Source organism: Streptomyces sp. NPDC020780 (assembly GCF_044334475.1).
Lineage (GTDB): Bacteria > Actinomycetota > Actinomycetes > Streptomycetales > Streptomycetaceae > Streptomyces.
Genome location: NZ_JBIRTB010000006.1, coordinates 1 through 22,881, shown reverse-complemented (window position 1 = coordinate 22,881; position 22,881 = coordinate 1). Strand labels below are relative to the sequence as shown.

Sequence of the window (22,881 nt, the reverse complement as noted above, 5' to 3'; positions counted from 1 at the left end):
CTCCACCTGAATACCGGAGGTAGGGCTGCGGCAAACGCGGTTCCAGCAGAATGTCACATGTCGGCAACACGCTGTAGTGACTTGTCGACAAGTCAGCGCCGGAGCCGTGCAGGAAACGGGGGGTGTGCGGCTTTTACGCCCCGGGAAACAGCCTGTGTGGGGTCTACCCGTTCCGGTTATGCCTCGATCCTGTTTGCGGATCGCAGACGGGCAAAGCTTCTGGCAAGAAGCCTTGACACGTGCATCTGGGAGACGCCCAGTTCCGCGCTGATCTGGGACTGGGTCAGGTTGTTGTAGTAGCGGAGCAGCAGGATCCGCTGCTCGCGCTCGGGCAGCTGGACGAGCAGGTGCCGTACGAGGTCGCGATGTTCGACTCCGGCCAGCGCCGGGTCCTCGTACCCCAGCCGGTCCAGCAGACCTGGCAGTCCGTCACCCTCCTGGGCTGCCTCCAGTGAGGTCGCGTGGTACGAACGGCCGGCCTCGATGCAGGCGAGGACCTCTTCCTCGGCGATCTTCAGCCGCTCGGCGATCTCCGAGGTGGTCGGTGAACGCCCGTGAGCCGTCGTCAGGTCCTCGGTTGCCCCCGTGACCTGCACCCAGAGCTCGTGCAACCGCCGGGGCACGTGCACGGTCCGCACGTTGTCCCGGAAGTAGCGCTTGATCTCGCCGACCACGGTCGGCATGGCGAACGTCGGGAACTGGACGCCGCGTTCCGGGTCGAAACGGTCGATGGCGTTGATCAGGCCGATGGTGCCGACCTGGACGACGTCCTCCATCGGCTCGTTGCGGCTGCGGAACCGGGCCGCCGCGTACCGCACGAGCGGCAGGTTCGCCTCGATCAGCGCGGTACGGACCCGGTCGTGCTCCGGGGTGCCGGGCTCCAGGGTCTTGAGGCGGCCGAACAGCACCTGGGTGAGTGCCCTGGTGTCCGCGCCCCTGGTTCTCGTGGGCGGTGCGGAGGGGTCGGGCGTCTCGGTCTGGATGTCGTCGGTCTGGACGTTCTGGGGCGGGACTTGAGGCGCTGTACTGGCCGGCACGGTGTCGCCACCCCTTTGCGGTCAACTACGGTCAACTCATCCGTCAAAAGCGGTCATAGCATCACAAGACATGCCCACTGTGTGCAAGCACCGCATAGAGTCGTGTTGAGGGTGTTGTGGTTTAAACATGCCGAAAAGCCCCTCTCCTGTACGGGGAGGGACTTGGCGGGCCGGGGAGTGGGAACGTCAGAAGGGGTAGTCGGCGATCACCCAAGTGGCGAAAGCACGCCACTGACCGGCTGCCTCCTGATGGGCCGGGTGCTCGATGTAGCGCTTCAGGGAGTCCTCGTCGGCGACCGCCGAATTGATGGCGAAGTCGTACGCGATCGGCCGATCGGTGATGTTCCAGGCGCACTCCCAGAACTCCAACTCGGGGATCTTCCCGCCGAGCTCCTGGAAGGCCCGGGCCCCCGCGACGACCCGCGGATCGTCCCGTCCGACGCCGTCGTTCAGCTTGAACAGGACCAGGTGGCGGATCACGGCTTCTCCTACTTCACGAGCTCGGACATGAAGTCCCCGACGCCCTGAGCGGCACTCGATATGCCCTCGAACCCTACTTGGACGAGGTCGGCGGCCCGGGCGGGGGAGGTGATGATCGTGTACAGCACGAAGACCACAATCATGTAGAGCGCGATCTTCTTCGCTTGCACCACAGCCCGGCCCCTCCGTTCGATCACCTGTGCAGTCGCGTGATTCTAGCCGCACGGATGCCCGTATACAGGGGCCCTTTGCGATCACTGACGCCGTTCTCAGGGACCAAGGGCCTGACGATCCGGGTCCTTCGCCCACCGGCGCGGCTTCCGGTGGGGAGGAGAATGGGGGACGGCCCGCCGTATGTGTCATCACTGCGCGGGCCGAGGGACAGGACCTCTTCGGGGTCCGCGCCGCGGCACTTCCCCCCGGCCGCGGTGAGGGCCTGGGTCCCCGTCCTCCCCGGGGGAAGCGGCTTGTCCCCCCGATGCCGCTTCCCCCGGTCTCACCCACCGTGTCCTGCGGCCCGTGCTCCGGGGCCAGGAACGCTCGAAGGGCCCGGCGCACTGCGCCGGGCCCTTCGTGAAGAGCGGTAGCGGAGGGATTTGAACCCTCGGTGAGTTTCCCCACACTCGCTTTCGAGGCGAGCTCCTTCGGCCGCTCGGACACGCTACCGAGAGAGAGCTTAGACCATTCCGGGCCGTGGTTCGACATCCGATTCCCTCTGAGGTCCCGTCCCGCAATTCCCGGTGGATCGGCGCGCGCCGTCGGATGCCCGGGGACGTTCCGGCAGCGCGGCGAGGTGCCGTAGCTGTCGTCGCGCGCCCGCCGGGAGTTGGGGGACAGCCTCCAGGCCCACGCGTCGCGTTCCGGGCGGGAGCGGGCCGCTGTGGAAGGGCACGTCAGCGGTCGCGGAAGAACGCCGTCAGCTGGGCCGCGCAGGCCTCCTCCAGGACACCGGGGATCACCTCGGGGCGGTGGTTGAGCCGGCGGTCGCGGACGACGTCCCAGAGCGAACCCGCGGCCCCGGCCTTCTCGTCCCGCGCGCCGTAGACCACCCGGCCCACCCGGGACTGCACCAGCGCCCCCGCGCACATCGTGCAGGGTTCCAGGGTGACGACCAGCGTGCACCCCGTCAGCCGCCAGGCACCGAGGGCGGCGGCGGCCCGGCGCAGGGCGAGCACCTCGGCGTGCGCGGTCGGGTCGCCGGCCGTCTCGCGTTCGTTGTGGCCGGTGGCGAGCAGGGCGCCGTCCGGGCCCAGCACGACGGCGCCGACCGGCACATCGCCGGCCAGCGCCGCCTGCGCCGCCTCGTCGATGGCCTGGCGCATGGGTGCCTGCCACGGGTCCCGTACGGGATCGGTGGGAGGGGGTGAGGTAGGTGGGGGTGGTGCGGTCACCCGCGGACCCTAACGGACGGACTCCAGGACGTCGGAGGCGCCGAGCGCCTCCGCGATCTCCGCGAGCGCGTCGGTACGCAGGGTCAACAGGCCCTTCTCCGACAGGCCGAGGTCGGCCAGGAGCCCGAGATCGCCGAGCGGCCCGGCCGGTACGGCGTCGGGATCGTGGTCCGGATCGAGGTCGGGGACGGCGGCGTCGGCCGGATCGTCGGCGCCGTCCTTCGGTGCGTCGGGCTCGCCGTCCTCCAGAACGTCGAGGTCGACGAGTTCCTCGAGTGCGGCGATCTCGTCCTCGGCCCCCGGTTCGCGGCCGAGCAGTTCGTCGGTGAGCAGGATCTCCCCGTACGAGGAGCGGGCGGCGGCGGACGCGTCCGAGACGTAGATACGGGGGTCCTCCTCACCGTCCACCCGGACGACGCCGAACCAGGCGTCCTCCTGCTCGATGTAGACCAGGACCGTGTCCTCGTCCACCGAGGCCTCACGGGCCAGATCCGTCAGGTCGGACAGGGTTTCCACATCGTCGAGCTCTGTATCGCTCGCTTCCCACCCGTCTTCGGTGCGCGCGAGCAGTGCGGCGAAGTACACCGTGACTCTCCCACTGGTCATAGGCGAATCGGTCCGACGGGAGGGCAGACGGTCATCCGGCTGCTCTGGGCCCCGCCCAATCGGCATCGTGGCAGAAACGAGCGCGTTGCGAGACCTCTTCGGCCGTTGCGTCGGCCATCAGTTCCTGGAGTGCCCGGTCGGCGGCAGCCCTTGCACCGTCCTCACAGGGCCTGTCCGCGGGCCCGGCGTCCGGCGGTCACCAGCGGAATGTGCGCATCCGCATCTGTTGGCGCATACGGGCCGCACGGGCGCGGCGGGGCTGGACCCGGTCGCGGAGCTGCTTCGCCTCGTGCAGTTCACGGAGGAACTGTGCCCGGCGCCTGCGGCGCGCCGCTTCACTCTCCTGCGCGTCCGGCGCGCTCTCCTGCGCCTCGGGCACGTCGCGCGCGTCGCGTTCCCGCCGTGCCTGATTCCGCTGCTCCCCGTCGGGCAATCGACACACCACCCCAAGCTGGGTCCATATGGCACCACCTTCCCTCCGAACAGGTGCTTGATGCCAGCGCAGACCGGCGAAGAGCGCGGCCGGGGCCCGGCTACTGTTGACGGCATGCGGATCCACGTCGTCGACCACCCGCTGGTGGCGCACAAACTCACCACGCTGCGCGACAAGCGCACCGACTCCCCGACCTTCCGGCGGCTCGCCGACGAACTGGTCACCCTCCTCGCGTACGAGGCCACCAGGGATGTGCGGACCGAGCAGGTCGACATCGAGACTCCGGTGACGGCCACGACCGGGGTGAAGCTGTCGCACCCGCGCCCCCTGGTCGTCCCGATCCTGCGCGCCGGGCTCGGCATGCTGGACGGCATGGTGCGGCTCCTGCCGACCGCCGAGGTCGGCTTCCTGGGCATGATCCGCAACGAGGAGACGCTCCAGGCGGAGACGTACGCGACGCGGATGCCCGAGGACCTCTCCGGGCGGCAGGTCTATGTCCTGGACCCGATGCTGGCCACCGGCGGCACACTCGTGGCGGCCATCCGTGAGCTGATCAAGCGCGGTGCGGACGATGTCACCGCAGTCGTGCTGCTCGCCGCGCCCGAGGGCGTCGAGGTCATGGAGCGCGAGCTGGCGGGTACGCCGGTCACGGTGGTCACCGCCTCGGTCGACGAGCGGCTCAACGAGAACGGCTACATCGTGCCGGGCCTCGGGGACGCCGGTGACCGGATGTACGGCACCGCCGGCTGACGCCGATTCGAGCGGGCCGAGCGGTCGGAAGGGCCCGCCGGCCCGGCCCGGCGTCCGAACGAATGCGCGGCACCGCCGGGTGACGGCGCCGCGCGGCGCTTTCAGGAGCAGGCGGACGGGGCCGGGGCCGGCTTCGTCAGGGCGGCGAGCGCGGAGGCCGCCGCCTCCGGCGTGCTGAACGCCTTGAACTTCGTGCCGATGATCAGGTCGATGTCCGCCGTTCGGCGGGCGTCGGTCTTGCCTACGGCCCCGGGCAGCTGGGTGGTGAGCACGGGGAACGAGCCGTCGGCCGCGGTCGGGGCCCCGAGCATCAGACCGGTGCCGGGCACCTTCTTGTCGTACGCGGCCGGTGCGTTGTCCACCTTGCCGATGACGAACCCGCGTTTCTTGAGCTCGTCCGCAGCGGCCTTGGCGAGTCCGCTGCGGGGCGTCGCGTTGTAGATGTTGACCTTGATGGCCGCGGGCTTCGGCAGTGTCTTCACGGGCGCCGGCGCCGTCGGGGAGGGGCAGGTCTTCGGGCGGTCCGCCGCGTTCGCCTGCTCGTGGCTCCCGGTGAACACGTCGACGATCTGGAGCGTGCCCCAGCCGGCCAGGCCGAGCGCCACCACGGCGGCGGCCCCCGAAAGGATCAGTCTGCGGCGGTTCCGCGGGCGACGCATGCGCGGGTACGTGTTGCCCGTGACGCGGTACTTTCCGCCCATGCCGGGAGGGGTCAGCATGCTCATGGCCGCAGCGTAGTGCGACCTGGTGATGATGCCTACTTAAACGATCAGCAGATGGCACCCGTACGTGCACAAAAGCACCCGAAAGGCCCGAAATGGGCCACGGGTGGGAGTGGCGCCGGTCAGCCCATTTCGAGGACGCGGGCGTGCAGCACCTGGCGCTGCTGCAGTGCGGCGCGGACGGCGCGGTGCAGCCCGTCCTCCAGATAGAGGTCGCCCTGCCACTTCACGACGTGCGCGAAGAGGTCACCGTAGAACGTGGAGTCCTCGGCGAGGAGGGTTTCGAGGTCCAGCTGGCCCTTGGTCGTCACCAGTTGGTCCAGGCGGACCGGACGCGGCGCGACATCCGCCCACTGTCGGGTGCTTTCCCGGCCGTGGTCGGGATATGGCCGCCCATTTCCGATGCGCTTGAAGATCACACGGAAAGCCTACCGGGCATGGGCCTCCTGGCGCAGCCATGGCGCGGGACTGCGATGCCGGTCATCACCCCATCGCGGCCGGGAGGGCGGGGAGCGGCAGCCGGAGGGGCGCTCACGGGGGGCGTACGCCGCAGGCGCGTGCGGGTGCCTGCGGCGTACGCGTGTCGGGACGGCGCGTCGTTACGCGGTGACGCCGTGCGCGTGGCCCTCGCGCAGGACGCCCTTCCCGGCGGTCGCGGCGGCGCTGGGGGCGGCGGGCGCGGGGCGGGTCAGGGAGCGGAGGTCGTAGGCGTAGGTGCCCACGGCGTTGGCGATCACGTCGATGTTGGTGTCGAAGTGCGCCATGTCGAGGTTGTCCAGGTCGTCGCAGGCCGCGTGGTAGCAGGGGTCGTACGCGATGCCTGCCGTGCCGCCGAACGTCTTCGCCTCGGCGGCCGTCTTGATGCCCTCGGCGCCGGTGTCCGTGCCGCCGGACGGGATGCCGGCCTCGACGAACGGACCGTAGTCGGAGCGTCCGGTGAAGTCCGTACCGGTGTGCGGCTTGCCCTGCTTGTCCAGGAACGCCGTGATGTCGTGTTCCAGCTGCGCCGAACCCTCGGGGCCCGGGCCCGCGCCCACGCCGTCGGAGTCGTCGCCGTCGAAGACGAACTGGGCGCCGTTCGGGGAGGCGATCATGTCGAAGTTGAGGTAGAGCGCCACCTTGTCCCGCTGGGCCTGGGAGAGCTGGGCGACGTACGCCTCGGAGCCCAGCAGGCCGTTCTCCTCGGCCGACCACCAGGCGAAGCGCACCTTGTTGGCGGGCGTCCGGTGGGTGCGTGCCAGCTCCAGGGCGACCTCGAGGAGGCCGGCCGAACCGGACGCGTTGTCGTTGATGCCCGGGCCGTCGGTGACCGAGTCGAGGTGGGCGCCGAGCATGACCGTCCTCGTCGCGTCCCCGCCCCGCGTCTCCGCCACGACGTTGCGGGTGGTGCGCTCCTCCTGGAGCTCGCGGATCTCGAAGGAGACCGCCACCTCACCCCCGGCCAGGTCGGCGACGAGCTTCTCGCCCTCCTCCCTGGTGAGTCCGCCGGTGGGGATCTTCGCCGAGGCGGCGTCCCCGAGGGTGCCGGACAGCACGCCCTCGGTGTTGTTGTAGATGACCGCACCCGCCGCGCCCGCGACGGCGGCGGCCGCCTGCTTCTGGGCGAAGGAGCAGCCGCCGCGTTTGATCAGGGCGATCTTCCCGGTGAAGGTGGCGGAGGCGTAGTCGGCCGCTTCGCACCCCGTGGTGTCGTCGGTGGGGACGGCCGCGAGAGCGGCGCGGAGGCCGCCGACGGGGGTGGACTTCGTGTAGGTCATCGCCCTGATGGAGACGTCCCGGGGTGTGGGCGAGACGACGGAGAGCTTTTCGGCGAGCGTCTCGGTGTAGACGAAGTCGAAGGTCTGGTAGCCGACCTCGTACCCCGCCTTCCGGAGCAGTCGGTAGACGTAGGCGGCGGAGGCGTCGTGGCCGGGCGAGCCCGCCGCGCGGTGGCCGTCCGCCGAGTCGGCTATCGCCTGGAACCGCTGCAGATGCCGGTAGGCGTCCGCGGCCGACGAGCGCTGCACCAGCTTCTGCGACAGCTTGGCAGCCTCCTTCGCCGGGTCGTGCGGGGTGTGTCCCTGGTGCGGGGACGCGGCGAGGAGGAGCGGTGTGGCCAGGGCGGTGGCGGCCACAACAGCTGCGGCTCTGCGACGAGTTGCGTGCACAGGAGTCCTTCCGGCGTGAACGGATGTGCAGGAAAGTTAGCGAGTCGGCCGGTGTCTGGGAACCGCTACGGCCGAATGTGATCGGTTATGGCCTGTCGGTGATCACTTGGCCCGGCTCGCGGCCCTGGCCGCCGCCTTCACCCGCTGCTTGTGCGCCCGTACCTCGGCGAGCGACTCGGGGCCGGTGATGTCGGCCACCGAGCGGTGCGAGCCGGCTTCCCCGTACGGCCCCGCCGCCTCTCGCCACCCCGTGGGGCGTACGCCGAACTGCTTGCCCAGCAGGGCCAGGAAGATCTGCGCCTTTTGGGTGCCGAACCCGGGCAGCGCGCCCAGCCTTGTCAGCAGCTCGGTCCCGGTGGCGGCGTCCGCCCAGACCGCGCTCGCGTCGCCGTCGTACTCCGCCACCAGGAACTGGCAGAGTTGCCGCACCCTCTTGGCCATGGAGCCCGGATAGCGGTGCAGGGCGGGTTTCGTGGTGAAGAGTTCGGTGAAGGCGTCCGGGTCGTACGCGGCGATCTCCCGGGCGTCCAGGTCGTCCGACCCCATACGCCGTGCCAGCGTGAAGGGGCCGGTGAAGGCCCACTCCATCGGCACCTGCTGGTCCAGCAGCATGCCGACCAGGGCGGCCAGCGGACTGCGCCCCAGGAGCTCATCGGCCTCCGGCTGCTGGGCGATGCACACGGAGGCGTTCTCGCCCGTCCTGTTGTCGGTCATACCTTTGATCATCGCCAGGACGGCGGGCATCGGCGACTCCAGCGGTTGCCGAAGGGACCCGGTGGCCTGGGCCGCTCGGCCTGTCCGGTTGCCCGAAGAGGCAGCACCGGCTGCCCCGGACGGACCGGGTGCGGGCTGGACGGCACAGGGAGCCTGCCGTGATGGTGGAGAGCCGGGAAGAGGCGGGCCGCGCGGATCCGCGCGGTGTCGGCCGGTGACGGTGCGGTCAGGGGAGATGACGATGAACGTGCACGACCACGACCCCGAGCAGCATCACGAGCGAAACCACTCGGGCGTCGACGGGCCCTGGCACGACAGTGTGCACGGGGACCTGGGACACGACGGCGTGCCTGCCGGGTCCCGGGCGGGGCACGCCCCCGACGGGGGCGCCGGTACGTACCACCTCTACCGGGCCGCTGCCGCCGGCCGGGCCGACGTGGTCGGCACGGCCGGGATGGGCGTACTCCAGCGGACCGTCGGCAACGGCGCCCTCGGTCCGATGATCCAGCGTTCCAAGGCCGGCCTGGTGGAACCCACCGAGGAGGAGCAGCGGTCGCCGGTGCACGACGTCGTTTCGTCCGGCGGAGGTTCACCCCTGGACACCGATACCCGTACGGATCTGGAGAGCCGGATGGGCGCGGACTTCTCCGACGTACGTGTCCACAACGACTCCGACGCGCACGAGTCGGCAAAGAGCGTCGGTGCGCACGCCTACACCGTGGGCAACCACGTGGTCTTCCAGCGCGAGGCGTACGACCCGTCGTCCGCGCAGGGCCGCACGACGCTGGCCCATGAGCTGACCCATGTGATCCAGCAACGCCACGGCCCGGTGGAGGGTACGGAGGCCCCCGGGGGCATCCGTGTCAGCGACCCGTCCGACAGGTTCGAACGCGAAGCGGTCGCCAACGCGGACCGGGTGCTGTCGGACCCGGCCCCCGCCGCGGTATCGTCCCCGGCGGCCGCCGGGCCCGCTGTGCAGCGGGCGGCCACGGAGGACGAGGACGAGCAGCCGGCCGATGTGCAGGGTCTGTTCGTGCAACGGGCGCAGGAGAAGGATCCGGAGGAGGAGGAAGACGCGCCACCGGCCTGAGTACCGGCCTGAGTACCGGCCTGAGCGCCGGGCTGAGTACCGGCCTGAGCGGCCCGGGCGTCCTGGCGTCCTTACGGCGGCCGGCCGGTCCGCGAGGTCTTTCCCGTTCCACGGTCCGCCGGGTGTGTCAGCCGGCGGAGTCCGGACGCATCGTGCCGCCCAGGAAGAGCGACTCCGAACAGCGCGGAGGCGTCGGCGCGCCCACCGGCCTGCCCACCTTCCGGCAGTCGATGGTCATGGTGACCTTGCCGCCCGCCGGGACCATGATCGGCGTCACGAAGTGGTAGTCGGAGTCACGGAAGTTCTCCAGCCCGAGGCTCAGCACCCGCCTGTCGGGGCCGGCGGACACAACGACGGTCCCGGCATCCCCCTGCGGGTTCTGCACCACGATGTCGGTCAGCTGGAACGTGTGTCCGTCCGGCACCTGGAGGGCCGTCGCGGTGTTCGTGCCGCCACCCACCGAGTCCCTCACCCGGGCTTGTGCGCTGGTCGGTGCGGCGGCTGCCGCTTCTGCCGCGGCTGAGGGGCTCGGCGCGGGCACGGGTGCCGACTCGCCGCCGTCTGCGCCCGCACCGGCGGAGTCGGCGGCCCCAGGCCCGGCCGCCGGGCCGGTCTCCGACGATCCGCCCTCCTCCGGCGCGTGGCTCTTGTCGGCCGCGGCGGCCGAGCGTACGGCTTCCGGTGTGACTGCCTCGCGAGCAGCCGACTTCACGGCCGGACGAAGCAGCGCGTACCAGAGCCCGACCAGCGCGATCAGCAGCACGGCCGCCGTGATGAGCGCCCGGGGCAGCCAGCGCGGCAGGAGGGGTTCCTGCTGGTACGAGCCGTCAACGAGTACCGGCTCGACCGGTTCCTGGCCTTCGGCCACCAGCGTGGTCACGGACACCTGGAAGGGATGCGTCACGGGCGTACCGCGCCACATGCGCTTCGCCGGGCGGACACGCAGCTTCCCGAACTCCGCACGTCCGGGCGCGATCTCGAACTCCGGGGCGGCGAAGGCGACGCGAGCGAGCTCGCTGCCCGGCTGGGCGCCGAGCCTCACGGTGACCGGTGTGTTGCCCCGGTTGTCCACCGCGAGTTGGTGCCGCCCGCTCCGTGAGCCGTGTGAGCTGCGCGGTACCAGTTCGGCGGTGGTCTCGGTGAACGGCAGGACCGTCACCCGGCCTTCCGGGACCACCGTCTCGCTCTGCTCGCTGGTGGGAGCCACCCGGATCCCGAACGCCGTCTCGCCCGCGAGTACGGTCGAATCGCGCGGCGGACGCAGTGTGAGTGACACTGTCCCGGAGTCACCCGGGTACAGGGACAGGACGGCAGGCTCCACCGCCGACCAGGCGGCGCACTCGCCGACCACCTCGAAGCGGTACTCCTCGACGGTCTGACCCGAGTTGAGGACCTGCAGGGGAATGGCCGTCTCCACGCCTGGTGCGGCGGTGACGGACGACGCGTCGAGGCTTGCCGTGAGACTCATACGGCGGACCGTAGAGGCGCAGCCGAGGCAGGGCATCGGCCTCGAAGGAACACTTTCGGGCAGATTCAATGCCCGGAACGGCCATTTAGTTTCCTCGGGAGTGAAGACGGGAATCTTCTGTCCGCCTCACATCTATGAGGCGGACGAATGCGGCCGTGAGGCGTGAGCCCGCTGTGATCCTCCGGCCGTTTTCTCGGGGGGAGTTTCCGCGTGGAACGCACCACTGTCGCATTACGGGCCCAAGATCCTATCTCACGGGCAGGCGTGTCCAGTCAGTTGAGGGCCCGTCCCGAGGTCGATGTCATGGAATGGGGCGAGGGAGAAGCGTCGCCCCAGGTCGTCGTCGTCGTCGTGGACACGGTCGACGAGGACGTCCTGCGATTGCTGCGCAACATCCAGCGCACGAGTACGTCCCGCGCGGTCCTGGTCACCACGGACATCGACGAGCAGAAGCTGGTGAGTGCGGCGGAGTGCGGGGTCGCCGGCGTGATCCGACGCTCCGAGTCGACGCCGGAGCACCTGGTGCAGGTCATCGGGACGGTGGCGCGGGGCGAGGGCCACCTTCCCTCCGATCTGCTCGGCCGCCTCCTCGAAGAGGTCGGCCGCCTCCAGGGGCAGGTGCTGGGGCCGCGAGGCCTGCACTTCACGGGTCTCGCGGCGCGTGAGGTCGACGTGTTGCGGCTGGTCGCCGAGGGGTACGACACCGCGGACATCGCGACGAAGCTGGCCTATTCCGAGCGCACGATCAAGAACGTTCTGCATTCGGTGATGACTCGGTTGCAATTGCGAAATCGCTCTCATGCGGTGGCGTACGCGATGCGGCAGGGCCTGATTTGATCACCGGCCTGATGTGATCAACGGCCCCGAGCGATCACGCGCCCGAAGTGATCCGGTCTCGAATTGATCGTCGCCCGCTCCGGGCTCTGCCTATTGCCCCAAAGGGCAGACGCGTCTTCCCGCGGGAGTGGCTCACCTCCCGCTGTCCGCAGGTAATGGCTGGGGGACCGTATGCGCGGTGTTCTTGCGGGAGGTCCGGGTGCGGGGAGAGATTTGTGCGATGGATTCGTCCGGTGAAACGGCAGCGAACGCCCACCGGGGCGCGCCGTTCCTCGGCGCTCGTTCTACTCCTGCTGGCCGCTGGGCCGGCTCCGGCATCGGGCGGGGCGGGCGTGGCCACGGCAGCATCCGGGCCGCCGGAGCCGTGGGTCACCCCGGCGAGCCTGCACGAGGCGCTCGACCCCGGTGGTTCGACGGGCGTGGACAAGCAGGTGCGTACGCCGGCCATCCCGCCGAAGCCGGAGGTGGTGCTGCTGGTGGACGGTACGGCCAGCATGGCCGACCCGATCAAGAGCGTTCGGGAGAATCTCCCCGCCATCACCGACAAGATCCTGGCCGAGCAGCCCGACTCGCGCTTCGCCGTCGCCACGTTCGGTGACCAGGAGGGTGATCCCAATGCCGGGTTCGAGGTGCTGCAGGAGTTGACGGACGACGTCAGCAAGGTGCGGACAGGCGTGAACGCGCTCAAGACGGACCTTGGCGGAAAGAGCATGGGACCCTCCGAGGACTGGATCAACGGGCTGTGGGAGATCGCCAACGGGGCCGGAGGGAAAACCGTCTTCCGCGAAGGCTCCAACCCGGTCGTCGTGCTGGTCGGTGACGCCTCCAGCCACGCGCCCAGCAACAACCACACCATCGACGACACCATCTTCGACCTTCAGGACAAGGGCGTCCGGGTGATCGGGGTCGACGTGGAGAGCACCATCGGCGATGGCCTGGACGGCACCGGATACGCAGGCAACCCGGAATACATCGAGAATCCGCGGACCGCACCCGGCCAGGCCACCCGCATCATCAACGCCACCAACGGCCGTCTGTTGAAGGAGATTCAGGGGAACGAGGTGGCTGAGGCCATCATGGAGGGCTTCGACAACCTCCCCACTTCCGTCGGTCACCGCCTCGACGACTGTGACCCGCATCTCACGGTGACCCTCGACCCGCCCCTCCGCCAATTGACGAGCGGCCAGACCGCGCACTTCGCCGAGACCATCGATGTCTCGGCAGATGCGCCGCAGGGCACCACGCTCACCTGCACCGTGCAGTTCCTGCAGGGGACCCAGGCGCCGGGGACGGACACCGTCGGGCCGGCCGCCGTGCCCGATCCGGACTTCCAGCAGCAGATCAGCATCGACGTGAACGACGTCAATGCCCCGGTCGTCACGGTGGACGACCGCATCGCCAGGGCACTGGACGACGACGGCGCACGCATCAGCTACACCGCGACGGCGACGGACGCGCAGGACGGCACGCTGCCGGTGACCTGCACGCCCGCCTCCGGTTCGCTCTTCCCCGTCGGAAAGACCACGGTCACCTGCTCGGCGACGGACGCGTCGGGGAACACCGGCACGGACACCGCGGAGTTCGAGGTACTCGAACCGCCCGTGCCACCGGATCCGCCGAAGCCACCACCTCCTGTGCTGCGCGAGGCGGACGTGGCGGTGAAGGTGGACATCAGCCCGGACCGCACGTACGTCGGCCGCCCGGCCCGTGCCCGCGTCACGGTCACCAACGCCGGCCCGGATGCGGCGACCGGGGTCGTCATCGGCGCGGCCTGGCCGAAGCCCACCGAAGCGAAGGACCGCAGTCTGGCCGGGCTCACGCGCTGCACGACGGCCGAACCGTGCACGATCCCCGCAGGCGGCCGGATCGAGGTGACACAGACGGCGACCTACCGCGCGGCGATCGCCGGTGACGTACGGGCCACGGTGCGCGGCAAGTTGCCCGACCGTCGAACGGGCAACAACAAGGACACGGATCGGCTGCGCGTCCTGAAGCCCTCGCTCACCGTCACTCCGCAGGTTGCCAGGCCGGGGCAGCCCGTGCTGGCCCGCGGCAAGGACTACCCACCCGGGGAGACCGTACGTTTCACGTGGAACATCGGCATCACAGCCGATCGCTCGGGCCTGCGGGTGAGCCGCGACGGCACCTTCGAAGTGCAGATGCTGGTGCTGCGCAAGGACACGCTCGGCCCGCGCATGCTGCGGGCGGACGTACGCGACCTTCCGCGCCTGCAGAAACCGGTCCTGGTGGTGCAACGCAACCTCCAGCCACCGGACTTCGCGGGCCGATCATGAGGGGGGAGGTCGCTGGATGATCCATGAGGTGGACGACGTCCTACGGGCCCTGATCAGGGCGGAAGTGATCGAGGGCGGTCAGATCGCGGTCGTCTTCGACGCACCGACCAGGGAGTGGGCGGCCAAGGTCAACGCACCCATGGTCAACCTCTACCTCTACGACATCCGCGAGGACGTACGGCGCCGGGAGCGTGGCCTGCACAACGAGTACGACGAGCGTGGCGCGGTCGTCGCGCGGCGCCGCCCGCCCCGCTACTTCAAGCTGTCGTACCTGATCACGGCATGGACCAAGCGCCCGGAGGACGAGCACCGGCTGCTGTCCTCCCTGCTGGCGTGCCTGCTGCGGCACGAGACCCTGCCCCCGGAACGGCTTGCGGGCTCCCTGGCGGAGATCGGAGCGGCCGTACCGATGTCGATCGCACTGCCGCCGCCGGAGGACCGCTCCTTCGCGGACGTGTGGAGCGCGCTGGGCGGTGAGCTGAAACCCTCGCTGGACCTGGTGATCAGCGTGCCGGTGACGGCCTCGCCGAGCTACACGGCGGGTCCCCCGGTGGGGGACGAGGGTTTCCAGGCACGCTTCGGCGACATCCACGCACCTCCGCCCCAGCCCCGGCAGCCGATGCCGGGCCACGGGAGCCTGCCGGTGTACGGCAGCCACCCGGGCCGCCCCGTCCGCGAGGAACCCGCGGCAGCCGGGACGGCAGGGCCTCGCCGGAGCTTGTCGCTCCGGATCACCGAGAACCGTGTTGCGCCGGACGGCGATACGGAGGACAGCACCCCATGACGCCGCCCCCGGGCCCCCCGGACGACGACCCGAACCTGCGCCATCTCCTCGGCCGGGCGGTCGCCGTGGAGCAGCGCGTCCGCCGTGCGGTGGAGGCCCGCCGGCACACCGACCCGGATCCGGACGACGCGTTCCGCGGCCTCTACCTCACGGACGAGAACGTCGTGAGGCTGCTGGACGAGAAGGGGGTGCGCGGATTTCCCGCGCCGCTCCCGGAAACCCCCTCCGAGCCGGTCCCCACCTCCCGTCTCACGTCTCTGGAGGACGGGTTCGGGCTCACTCCGCTGGATGTCGAGATCCTGCTCGTCGCGCTCGTACCGGATCTGGACGACCGCTTCGAGGCGTTCTACGGCTACCTGAACGACGACGTGACCCGCCGCCGCCCGTCCGTCGGCCTGGCCCTCGGCCTGTGCGGCCTGTCCCCCGCCGATCAGGTGGCGCGTGGCAGGCTGTCGGCCCGCGCCCCCCTCCGCGAGGGCGGGCTGCTCCTGGTCGAGGACCTGGACCGCCCCTTCCTGAGTCGCGCCCTCCGCGTCCCGGACCGGGTCACGGCCCACCTCCTGGGGGACGACACCCCTGACCCGCGCCTCGCCGAACTCCTGGTCCCCTGGCATGCGGTGGCCGGCGTGGGCGACCCGGCGCCCCTGGCCGGGGTACTCGCAGGGGGCCTCCCGCTGGCCTACCTCAGCGAGGACCAGGGTGGGGCCGGCACGGCCCTGGCCGCCTCGGCGCTCACCCTGGCGGGCCGGGCGGTCCTGGGTCTGGATCTGGACCGCCTGGTCGAGGACCCGTCGCCCGCCGAGGCGATACGTTCCCTGGTACGCGAGGCCCGCCTGACGAACGCGGGTCTGGTCTGCGCCCCCGTGGAAGCCGTGTCCCGTGAACGCCCGCACCTGCTCAGGCACCTCACGACCACCCCTGTACCGACGGTCATGGTGGGCAGGGTGCCCTGGGACGCATCCTGGTCGACCAGGCCCCCTCTCCTCCTGCACGCCCCGAGGGTTGAGCCGTCGGCGCGAGGCGCCCTGTGGGCGGACGCCTACCGGCGTACGACGGCGGGCCCTGTCCCGGCCGCGATCGACCCGGATCATCTGCTCTCCCCCTTCCTCCTCACTCCGGAGCAGGTCACGGGGGCGGCCCGCAGCGCGGCCCAGACCGCCCGGCTCGACGGCGGAACCCTCACCCCGGACCACGTACGCCAAGGAGCCCGCGCCCAGAACGCCGCCGGCCTTGACCGCTTGGCCCGCCGCATCGAACCGGCGGTGACCTGGGATGACCTGGTCCTCCCAGCCGACGCCCACGCTCAGCTCCGCGAACTCACCGCCCGGGCCCGTCACCGGGACAGGGTCCTGGGGGAATGGGGCATGCGTCCTGGAGGCGGGAGGGGCCGCGGCGTGTCGGCCCTCTTCGCGGGGGATTCCGGTACGGGCAAGACGATGTCGGCGGAAGTGATCGCCGCCGACCTGGGCCTGGACCTCTACACGGTCGACCTGGCCACGGTCATCGACAAGTACGTGGGCGAGACCGAGAAGAACCTGGAACGCATCTTCACCGAGGCGGCCGGCGTGAACGGCGTTCTGCTCTTCGACGAGGCCGACGCGATCTTCGGCAAGCGCTCCGACGTGAAGGACGCCCACGACCGCTACGCCAACGTCGAGAGCGCGTACCTCCTGCAACGCATGGAGTCCTTCGACGGCCTGGCGATCCTCGCCACCAACCTCCGCGCCAATCTCGACGACGCCTTCACCCGGCGCCTGGACCTGGTGGTCGACTTCCCGGTCCCGGACCCCGACCAGCGCCTCACCCTCTGGGAACGTTGCCTGGGCCCGCTTCTTCCTCGTGGTGCGGACCTGGATCTGGCCTTCTGCGCCGAGAACTTCGAGCTGGCCGGTGGCAACATCCGCTCGATCGCGGTGACGGCGGCGTACCTGGCGGCGGACACGGGGGGAGCGGTGACGATGTCGACGCTGATCCATGCGATCCAGCGGGAGTACCAGAAGCTGGGCCGGCTGACGCTGGCCTCGGAGTTCGGCCCGTATCTGGGGCTCGTGCAGGGGTGAGCAGCGAGTTGGGCGGCCGACTGGGGAGGGTCGCCACCTCCCGCAGGACTCGCGTAGTCGTCTCCTGAGCATGTACGCGGCGATGTGCGCGGATCGCTGCCACCTCGGTGACGGCTTGTCGTCCTCCATGCCCTGCCCGACCGCGACGGCCGTTTCTTCCAGTGCGGTGGGGCGGTTGCCCTGGCCTTGTGCTGCGTCGCTCCAGGGGCTGGAGCGACGCGGCGGCGTGGGGCCTACTCGTCGGCGAAGATCTCGCTCGCGGAGGTGGCGGTGGCGGCGCGGTGGAGCCACTGGCTCATGAGCTGGGGGTCGTCGCAGGTGGTGATGCGTTCACGGGTCTGGTCGGTGACGACGATGCCGCGCAGATCGAGGATCAGCAGAAGGCCTTCCGCTTGGCCCCGTACCCGGCCTTCGTCCCGGATTTCTTCCGAGAGCGGTGACTTGTAGAAAGAGAGGTCCACGGCCACCAGGTTCCTCCACTGTTGTGCGGCCGGGCGGTTGCCCAGGCCCTGTGCGATGAGTTCGACGAGGGGGTTGGAGATCGTCTCCGGCGTGTCCCGGAGCGCGGTAGACACTGCTTTCAGTATGGCATCCACGTCCGGATCAGCCGCGTGTGTGATAGCGGACAGTGTGGCGAGGGCGAGGTCCTTCCGGACTTCGGCCACGTCGGTGATGACCGGAATGTTGTGCGGTCCCGCGACGAGTGGGTGCAGCGTGATCACGGGCCATTGGGGTAAGCCGAGCGGGACCGGGCGGGCGGCCCATTCTGCGGTGACGCGGTCCTGGCAGACGATCAGCAGCATGGTGGGGAGTCGGTACTTCTCGAGCAGGTGGGTGCAGTAGTACGCCCAGCTCGCCGGCTTGCTGAGGTCCTTCTTGCCTTGGGCCTCGATGGCCAGGAGGAAAGGTCCGTCGTCTTTTGTTTCGATGCGTAGGAGGGTGTCGACCCGGCGTTCGAGTGGCCGGGTTTCGGTGAGGTCCGTTGGTTCGATTGTGGCGGAGGTGGACTCCGGGAAGTCGACTCCGAGAACTTCGGAGAGGCGGGAGAAGAGGCCGGGGTACTCCTGGAAGATGCGGTGCATTGCTTCGTGGGGCGAGCTGACCATTGCGGTCCGTTCGGGTTATGGGTGGTGTTCCCGGTGGTCAGGCGGCGGTGTGCAGGTCGTCGCGGCAGTCGCGGCAGCGGGTGGGGTGCTGGGTGCGGGAGCGGAACGGCCGGCCGCAGCCGTCGCACTCCTGGAATGGGGTGGGTGTGACGCGATGGTGCAGGGGAGCGAGGTCGCGGGTGCCGGGCAGCGGGGGTGGGACGAGAGTCGTGATCCGGTGCCGCAGGAGCTTCGCCGGGTGCTTCAGCGGAATCGGCAGGTCGGCGGTGAGGGTGCGGCGAATGCTGTCGGGGTGGGCGGCACGTTCGAGCCAGGTGGCGACGCCGGGAGCGAGGGTGTGGACGTCGCCCTCGGAGAGGAGAAGCTGGGGTGCCTCGCGGCGTAGGTCGGCGAGGAGGGCGGCAGCCCTGTGGTGCAGTTCCGGGCTGTCGGTCTGCGGCCGGGGGAGTGGTGGCGGCGGCGTCCTGCGGGCGGTGGGTGCTGGCACGGAGGCGGGCTGCGGAGCGTGTGTGCGCGCCGGGGCCGGAGCGGGCTGCGGCGCAGGGGTGAGAGCGACTTCGCGCGTCGGCAACGGCGGCGGTGGTACGGGAAGCGGGGCGGCCGGTCTGCTGCGTCTGGTTCGCAGTTCGCTCGTTGCGCCGGTAGTTGCGCCCGTTGGTGCACTCGCTCCCGCGCCCGCCGATACGGCCGCGCCCGGCTGGTTGTACGACACGGTGCGGGTAGTGATGCGGCCGTCGGGGAGGCGCATGCGGCTGCGGTGGAGGTAGCCGGTGGCTTCCAGCTCGCGCAGGGCGGCGGCGATGCGGGTCTCGCTCTCGGGGAAGCGGTCGGCGAGGACCTTGATGCTGATCCTGGCTCCGGCGGGCAGCGACTGGATGTGTACGGCGAGCCCGATGGCGACGAGGGAGAGACCGCGGTGCTGGGCCAGGTGGTTGCCGATGACCGTAAAGCCGACGGCGTGCCGGAAGTTGATGTGAATGACACCGGCTGACGGGGTGGAGCCCCCAGGAACAGGGGGTGGGGCGCACGGGGGCGCGCTAATCTGCTGGGTATCCATCGGGAAGGTTGCTCTTCTCGTTGGTCAGGCCCTCGATCGGGATTCGCAGTCCCGGCCGGGGGCCGTCGCATGTCTGTGGTTGTCGCGGCGAGCATTGCCGACCAACCCATCCAAAATCCAGCTGAGTTGGTATATGTCACCCGTGTGAGTGACGAGAGCGAGGGTGGGGACGGGTCTGGGTGGGAAGGGTAATTTCCCTGGTTCTTTAAAGCCTTTTACGTCGTGGGATTCCGTGTCGCGGGTCACCGGGTCGTGGGTTTCCGCGACCCGGTGGTGGCGGTCACGGTACGAGGTCGATCTCCGCCCAGATCGTCCTGCGCGGCGCGGGCCCGGCGGTCACACCCCAGCGGTCGGCGAACGCCTCGACGATCAGCAGCCCCTGCTCCGGACTCCGCGTCGTCGGGCGGGGTGGCCATGGAGGGCATTCGCTCGCCCCGGGTGTCGGTCACCTCGATCCGCAGGAGTGTGCCGCCGTGGTGGACGGCGTCATGGACGGTGAGATCCAGCCGGAAGTCCCGCCCGGCACCCGGCCATGGATCAGGGCGTCGCCGGCCAGCTCGGCGACGATGTGCGCGGCCGCCCCTGAGGGCAGCCCCCAGTCGCCCAGGTGCGCGACGGTGAGCAGCCGGGCGAGCCGGGCCGCCCGGCGGGTCGGGGACAGCAGCACGGTGAACTGCCGGGTAGGAGCGGAATGTTCGGTTCGGGTGATTTCTTGGTTCACGTCACTCAGCGTGGTCGTTTCGTGCCTACTCTCGGAAGGAGCGATGCCCGTACGGGGAGTCCTTGTCCGGCCGCGTACGGGAGCGGTCCGGCCTGTACGCCGTGACGTGCCGACAGCGGGCGCGGTTGGTCACGAGTACGAGGGAGACGGTGTGCATGGGCGTGGAGAGTTGTGGTGCGGGGCGGGCGGGTCACACGACGGACGGTGCGGACGGTGCGGACGGTTCGCGCTGGGACAGCGGTCTGGAGGACGACTCCGGTGCGGTGATGAAGGCGGTCGGCCGGCAGATCAAGCTGTGGCGGGAGTCCGCGGGGCTCCGGCAGGCGGAGTTGGGCGCGGCCATCGGATACAGCGAGGAGATGGTCTCCTGCGTCGAGCGGGGAAGACGCGCCCCGAAGCCGGAGTTCCTGGACAACGCGGACCGGGTCCTGGAGGCGGGCGGCAAGATCGCGGCGATGCGGGGCGACGTGGCGGAGGCGCGGTACCCGAAGAAGGTCCGGGATCTGGCCAAGTTGGAGGCGGACGCAGGCGAGCTGGGGGCGTACAACAACTCGGTCGTCCACGGCCTCTTGCAGACCGAGGACTATGCGCGAGCGGTGTTCGCCGGTCGTCGTCCACGCTTCACCGAGGACGAGTTGGAACAGCGCGTGGCTGCTCGCATGGCCCGCCAGGAGATCATGCATGGTTCCACCGCACGGCCTGTTTTCAGCTTTGTGCAGTGCGAAGCCTCGCTGCGGCGCCTCCTCGGGGGCAGGGTAGTGATGAGGCGGCAACTCGAACGGCTTTTGGAGGTGGGGCAGTCGCGGAACGTGGATCTGCAGGTCCTGCCGCTGAGTCGCGAAGAGAACTCCGGTGTCGACGGACCGTTCCGGCTGCTCAGGCTCAAGGACGGGAGCACGGTCGGTCACACGGAAGTCCAGTTCATGAGCCGCGTAATCGTCGATCCCAAGGAGGTACAGATCCTTGAGATCCGCTATGGAATCATCCGGGCGCAGGCTCTTACGCCTCACGAGTCGACGGCCTTCATCGAGAAGCTGCTGGGGGAAACATGATCACCAAGTCATCCGCCGAGGACAGGCCCGCGCTGGAGTGGATAAGAAGCAGCCACAGCACGGCCGACGGCCCCGACTGCGTCGAGGTCGCAGCGCTCCCCAGCGCGGTCCACGTGCGCGACTCCAAGAACGTGCGGGGCCCGGAGCTCGGGTTCACGCCCCACGCGTGGGCGGTCTTCGTGGCGTACACGTCCACAAACTGAGCCCGCTGACCGGAGTCGGCAGTGGTTCCTTGCCCTACGAAGGGCGAGGACCACTGCCCGTTTGCAGGCATTGGAGGAGATAGACGGGGGCGGACCCGCACTCGGGGATCTACCGCGTGGCCGATCGGAAGAGCCCTTGCCGCGTCAGCGATCAGACTGGCGAGAGTTGCTCGACTTGGTCATGAACCGGGCCCCTTCCGGTCAACGCCTTCGCCGGGGCAGGCCGGCTGCTCTCACGGGGTACGGACCTGGACCCGCTTCTACGCGGACGGGTCCGGGTTGGTGGGCGGCGGCAGCATCCGCTCGATCGCAGTCACGGACGCCTACTGGGCAGCGGACACGGGGAAGCTGTGACGACGGGAATGCTGAGCTGAGCAGCCTCATCTCGTTCCGGGGCAGGCCCCAGCTTCTTGCGCGTCTCGGGCTGGTGCCTCAGCCACCAAGCGCTGTGCTCCGCGCTCGATCTCCTGAAGATCCCTGGCATCGAAGACCTCGCGCTTCACTTCGTCCCAGGAATGGAAGGTGGTCATTTATTAGCTACCTCCTGTTGCTGCGCCGCGGGACCGACATCGCCAAGTGCCCGAACGATCTGCCCGACCAGTCGCGAAGTGCCCAGTTGTCCGACGCGGGCCGAGGAGTCATTCGCCGATGCGTCGGCCGGGCCGGTCGGTCCGGCCAGTCAGACCTTGACGACGGCCACTGCCGTGCCGCACAGCATGAGCATGTCCTCCGTGTCTGAGGTGAGCACCGTTACCGGCCCTGGCTCACGGAGCGCGGTAGCAGCAACCATCGCGTCGATGGCGTACTTATGGCCAGCGAGCCCGCCGGTATTCCGGAGCAGATCGACCGCGCGGGCCGCCGTCTCCTTGGTCACAGGCACGACGACGAGCCGGGAGAGAGCCCAGGACATGCGTGCCTTGTGAGCACCGCTGGGGTCGGCCTCTACGAGGGTGACCGCACTGACGATGACGCGGATGTCCCGCTTGGCTGCCACGGCCAGGAGAGCCGTCATTGCCCTGTCGGCACGCAGATAGAGGGACAGTGCCTCGCTGTCGAGCACCCACGTACCGCTCACGCTGCGGCCTCAGCGCTGCTGTCGCCCTTGTGGGTAGGACCGAGCAGTCTCTCCTCGGCTGTGCGGATGTCCTCGGGGGTTAGCGGGCCGTGGATCTCCTCGTTCGAGGCGATCAACTCGGCGAGATCGTCGCGCTCGATCTGGCGCTGAATGGCGGCCTCGACGTATCCGGAGATCCCACGCTTGCCGACACGGGAGCGCACAGCCTCGATGGTGCCCTCGTGGATGGACACGGATACGGACTTGGTGGGCCCTTCCCCGGGAACATGGGCAGGAGTAGTCATGGAAAGACTCTAACAAAAACTCTATTAGACGGTGACCTTCGTCCTCGGCATGAGGCCGGCGCCCCGCCGCTCCTTCCGGACACTCACTGAGCTGGGCGCGGTTCGCCTTCATCGACCGGCGACCGTCACCCCGTGACCCGTCACGTCCGGTGCGTACGCCGGACCCGCCCACCTCTCGACAGCAAGCGAGCCGCAGGTCGGCTGATATTCGATCTCCCAGACGGGCGAGCCGGCAGTGGCAGCCGTTGGGATGTTCACTGTACGTGGCACTCGCGGTACAAGTGGACTACCGGAAGCTGGGGCGGCTGAGGCCGGTGTCGGAGTTTGGGCCGTACACCGAAGTTCTCGGACAAGTGACAGCGCGCGAATGATCTCCGTCATGGTGGATGCCCTTTACTTCCCTCAGTCACCCGACGACGGCGAGGTCGCTCAAGCTGGCGAAGGTGATCGACCGCGAGAAGCAGGAACTGCTCCTTTAGCCTCGCGCTTTCACGAGGTGGGCTGTCCAGTGGTTGATCAGAAACGCAGAAAGTGCCTCTGACCAGCAAGAATGAGGATTGTCGAGGTCCT

The 22,881-nt window shown here is 69.6% G+C and carries 23 protein-coding genes, 1 tRNA gene and 1 pseudogene; 8 read left to right on the top strand and 17 right to left on the bottom strand.

Annotated elements, in window-relative coordinates:
- Positions 1-176: 176 nt before the first annotated feature.
- From ACH4VO_RS12950 to ACH4VO_RS12920, 7 genes are all read right to left on the bottom strand, one after another.
- Positions 177-1,037 carry an RNA polymerase sigma factor SigF gene (locus tag ACH4VO_RS12950; protein ID WP_360994230.1) on the bottom strand — a complete coding sequence of 287 codons (861 nt, stop codon included), beginning with the start codon at positions 1,035-1,037 and terminating at the stop codon, positions 177-179.
- A 186-nt stretch (positions 1,038-1,223) separates the two neighbouring features.
- The gene (locus tag ACH4VO_RS12945) at positions 1,224-1,517 is read right to left on the bottom strand and encodes a Dabb family protein (RefSeq protein WP_360994227.1); all 294 of its coding nucleotides are present in this window, start codon (positions 1,515-1,517) and stop codon (positions 1,224-1,226) included.
- Between the two features lie 8 nt (positions 1,518-1,525).
- On the bottom strand, positions 1,526-1,690 hold the full coding sequence (locus tag ACH4VO_RS12940; protein ID WP_360994224.1) for a hypothetical protein: 165 nt from the start codon (positions 1,688-1,690) through the stop codon (positions 1,526-1,528).
- Between the two features lie 408 nt (positions 1,691-2,098).
- A tRNA-Ser gene (locus ACH4VO_RS12935) sits at positions 2,099-2,183 on the bottom strand.
- Positions 2,184-2,410: 227 nt separating this feature from the next.
- Positions 2,411-2,839, bottom strand: a complete 429-nt coding sequence (tadA, locus tag ACH4VO_RS12930; RefSeq protein ID WP_360994454.1) for a tRNA adenosine(34) deaminase TadA — start codon at positions 2,837-2,839, stop codon at positions 2,411-2,413.
- Positions 2,840-2,917: 78 nt separating this feature from the next.
- Positions 2,918-3,493, bottom strand: coding sequence for a hypothetical protein (locus tag ACH4VO_RS12925; protein ID WP_360994452.1), 576 nt, complete (start codon positions 3,491-3,493; stop codon positions 2,918-2,920).
- Between the two features lie 217 nt (positions 3,494-3,710).
- Positions 3,711-3,947, bottom strand: coding sequence for a hypothetical protein (locus ACH4VO_RS12920; RefSeq protein ID WP_069172101.1), 237 nt, complete (start codon positions 3,945-3,947; stop codon positions 3,711-3,713).
- A 114-nt stretch (positions 3,948-4,061) separates the two neighbouring features.
- Between ACH4VO_RS12920 and upp the strand changes: the two genes are divergently transcribed.
- The gene (gene upp / locus ACH4VO_RS12915; RefSeq protein WP_360994221.1) at positions 4,062-4,697 is read left to right on the top strand and encodes a uracil phosphoribosyltransferase; all 636 of its coding nucleotides are present in this window, start codon (positions 4,062-4,064) and stop codon (positions 4,695-4,697) included.
- A 101-nt stretch (positions 4,698-4,798) separates the two neighbouring features.
- Here the strand turns inward: upp and ACH4VO_RS12910 are convergent, their stop codons facing one another.
- The 4 genes from ACH4VO_RS12910 to ACH4VO_RS12895 all read right to left on the bottom strand — a co-directional run bounded on the left by ACH4VO_RS12910 (position 4,799) and on the right by ACH4VO_RS12895 (position 8,280).
- A complete protein-coding gene (locus ACH4VO_RS12910) occupies positions 4,799-5,398 on the bottom strand; it encodes a LytR C-terminal domain-containing protein (protein ID WP_360994446.1) in 600 nt (199 codons plus the stop codon).
- 143 nt (positions 5,399-5,541) lie between these two features.
- A complete protein-coding gene (locus ACH4VO_RS12905; protein ID WP_014155093.1) occupies positions 5,542-5,838 on the bottom strand; it encodes a type II toxin-antitoxin system VapB family antitoxin in 297 nt (98 codons plus the stop codon).
- A gap of 180 nt (positions 5,839-6,018) precedes the next feature.
- Entirely contained in the window at positions 6,019-7,566 is a 1,548-nt protein-coding gene (locus ACH4VO_RS12900; protein WP_360994218.1) for a M28 family metallopeptidase, read from the bottom strand.
- A 102-nt stretch (positions 7,567-7,668) separates the two neighbouring features.
- On the bottom strand, positions 7,669-8,280 hold the full coding sequence (locus tag ACH4VO_RS12895) for an HhH-GPD-type base excision DNA repair protein (protein WP_360994215.1): 612 nt from the start codon (positions 8,278-8,280) through the stop codon (positions 7,669-7,671).
- Positions 8,281-8,515: 235 nt separating this feature from the next.
- Between ACH4VO_RS12895 and ACH4VO_RS12890 the strand changes: the two genes are divergently transcribed.
- A complete protein-coding gene (locus tag ACH4VO_RS12890; RefSeq protein ID WP_360994212.1) occupies positions 8,516-9,370 on the top strand; it encodes a DUF4157 domain-containing protein in 855 nt (284 codons plus the stop codon).
- Between the two features lie 127 nt (positions 9,371-9,497).
- Here ACH4VO_RS12890 and ACH4VO_RS12885 read toward each other — a convergent pair whose 3' ends face one another.
- Positions 9,498-10,838, bottom strand: coding sequence for a hypothetical protein (locus tag ACH4VO_RS12885; RefSeq protein WP_360994209.1), 1,341 nt, complete (start codon positions 10,836-10,838; stop codon positions 9,498-9,500).
- 264 nt (positions 10,839-11,102) lie between these two features.
- Between ACH4VO_RS12885 and ACH4VO_RS12880 the strand changes: the two genes are divergently transcribed.
- The 4 genes from ACH4VO_RS12880 to ACH4VO_RS12865 all read left to right on the top strand — a co-directional run bounded on the left by ACH4VO_RS12880 (position 11,103) and on the right by ACH4VO_RS12865 (position 16,813).
- The gene (locus ACH4VO_RS12880; RefSeq protein WP_360994206.1) at positions 11,103-11,675 is read left to right on the top strand and encodes a response regulator transcription factor; all 573 of its coding nucleotides are present in this window, start codon (positions 11,103-11,105) and stop codon (positions 11,673-11,675) included.
- A 332-nt stretch (positions 11,676-12,007) separates the two neighbouring features.
- Positions 12,008-13,969, top strand: a complete 1,962-nt coding sequence (locus tag ACH4VO_RS12875; RefSeq protein ID WP_360994203.1) for an HYR domain-containing protein — start codon at positions 12,008-12,010, stop codon at positions 13,967-13,969.
- 16 nt (positions 13,970-13,985) lie between these two features.
- A complete protein-coding gene (locus tag ACH4VO_RS12870; protein ID WP_360994200.1) occupies positions 13,986-14,753 on the top strand; it encodes a DUF4255 domain-containing protein in 768 nt (255 codons plus the stop codon).
- The gene (locus ACH4VO_RS12865) at positions 14,750-16,813 is read left to right on the top strand and encodes an ATP-binding protein (protein WP_360994197.1); all 2,064 of its coding nucleotides are present in this window, start codon (positions 14,750-14,752) and stop codon (positions 16,811-16,813) included. The genes ACH4VO_RS12870 and ACH4VO_RS12865 overlap by 4 nt, the downstream gene beginning before the upstream one ends.
- Before the next feature lie 233 nt (positions 16,814-17,046).
- Here the strand turns inward: ACH4VO_RS12865 and ACH4VO_RS12860 are convergent, their stop codons facing one another.
- The 3 genes and pseudogenes from ACH4VO_RS12860 to ACH4VO_RS12850 all read right to left on the bottom strand — a co-directional run bounded on the left by ACH4VO_RS12860 (position 17,047) and on the right by ACH4VO_RS12850 (position 19,697).
- Entirely contained in the window at positions 17,047-17,919 is an 873-nt protein-coding gene (locus tag ACH4VO_RS12860) for a hypothetical protein (RefSeq protein ID WP_360994194.1), read from the bottom strand.
- Between the two features lie 37 nt (positions 17,920-17,956).
- Positions 17,957-18,976 carry a helix-turn-helix domain-containing protein gene (locus tag ACH4VO_RS12855; RefSeq protein ID WP_360994191.1) on the bottom strand — a complete coding sequence of 340 codons (1,020 nt, stop codon included), beginning with the start codon at positions 18,974-18,976 and terminating at the stop codon, positions 17,957-17,959.
- 280 nt (positions 18,977-19,256) lie between these two features.
- Positions 19,257-19,697 (bottom strand): annotated as a pseudogene (locus tag ACH4VO_RS12850) (ATP-binding protein).
- 155 nt (positions 19,698-19,852) lie between these two features.
- On the opposite strand from ACH4VO_RS12850, the gene ACH4VO_RS12845 reads away from it, so the two are divergent.
- Together ACH4VO_RS12845 and ACH4VO_RS12840 are read left to right on the top strand one after the other, a co-directional pair.
- Entirely contained in the window at positions 19,853-20,749 is an 897-nt protein-coding gene (locus ACH4VO_RS12845) for a helix-turn-helix domain-containing protein (protein WP_398440937.1), read from the top strand.
- Positions 20,746-20,952: a DUF397 domain-containing protein gene (locus tag ACH4VO_RS12840; RefSeq protein ID WP_360994188.1), complete on the top strand. Its 207-nt coding sequence runs from the start codon at positions 20,746-20,748 to the stop codon at positions 20,950-20,952. Before ACH4VO_RS12845 ends, ACH4VO_RS12840 begins: the two co-directional genes overlap by 4 nt.
- A 679-nt stretch (positions 20,953-21,631) precedes the next feature.
- Here ACH4VO_RS12840 and ACH4VO_RS12835 read toward each other — a convergent pair.
- Both ACH4VO_RS12835 and ACH4VO_RS12830 read right to left on the bottom strand, forming a co-directional pair.
- Positions 21,632-22,027, bottom strand: coding sequence for a PIN domain-containing protein (locus tag ACH4VO_RS12835; RefSeq protein WP_360994186.1), 396 nt, complete (start codon positions 22,025-22,027; stop codon positions 21,632-21,634).
- The gene (locus tag ACH4VO_RS12830; protein ID WP_360994184.1) at positions 22,024-22,311 is read right to left on the bottom strand and encodes a hypothetical protein; all 288 of its coding nucleotides are present in this window, start codon (positions 22,309-22,311) and stop codon (positions 22,024-22,026) included. Before ACH4VO_RS12830 ends, ACH4VO_RS12835 begins: the two co-directional genes overlap by 4 nt.
- Between the last annotated feature and the right edge of the window lie 570 nt (positions 22,312-22,881).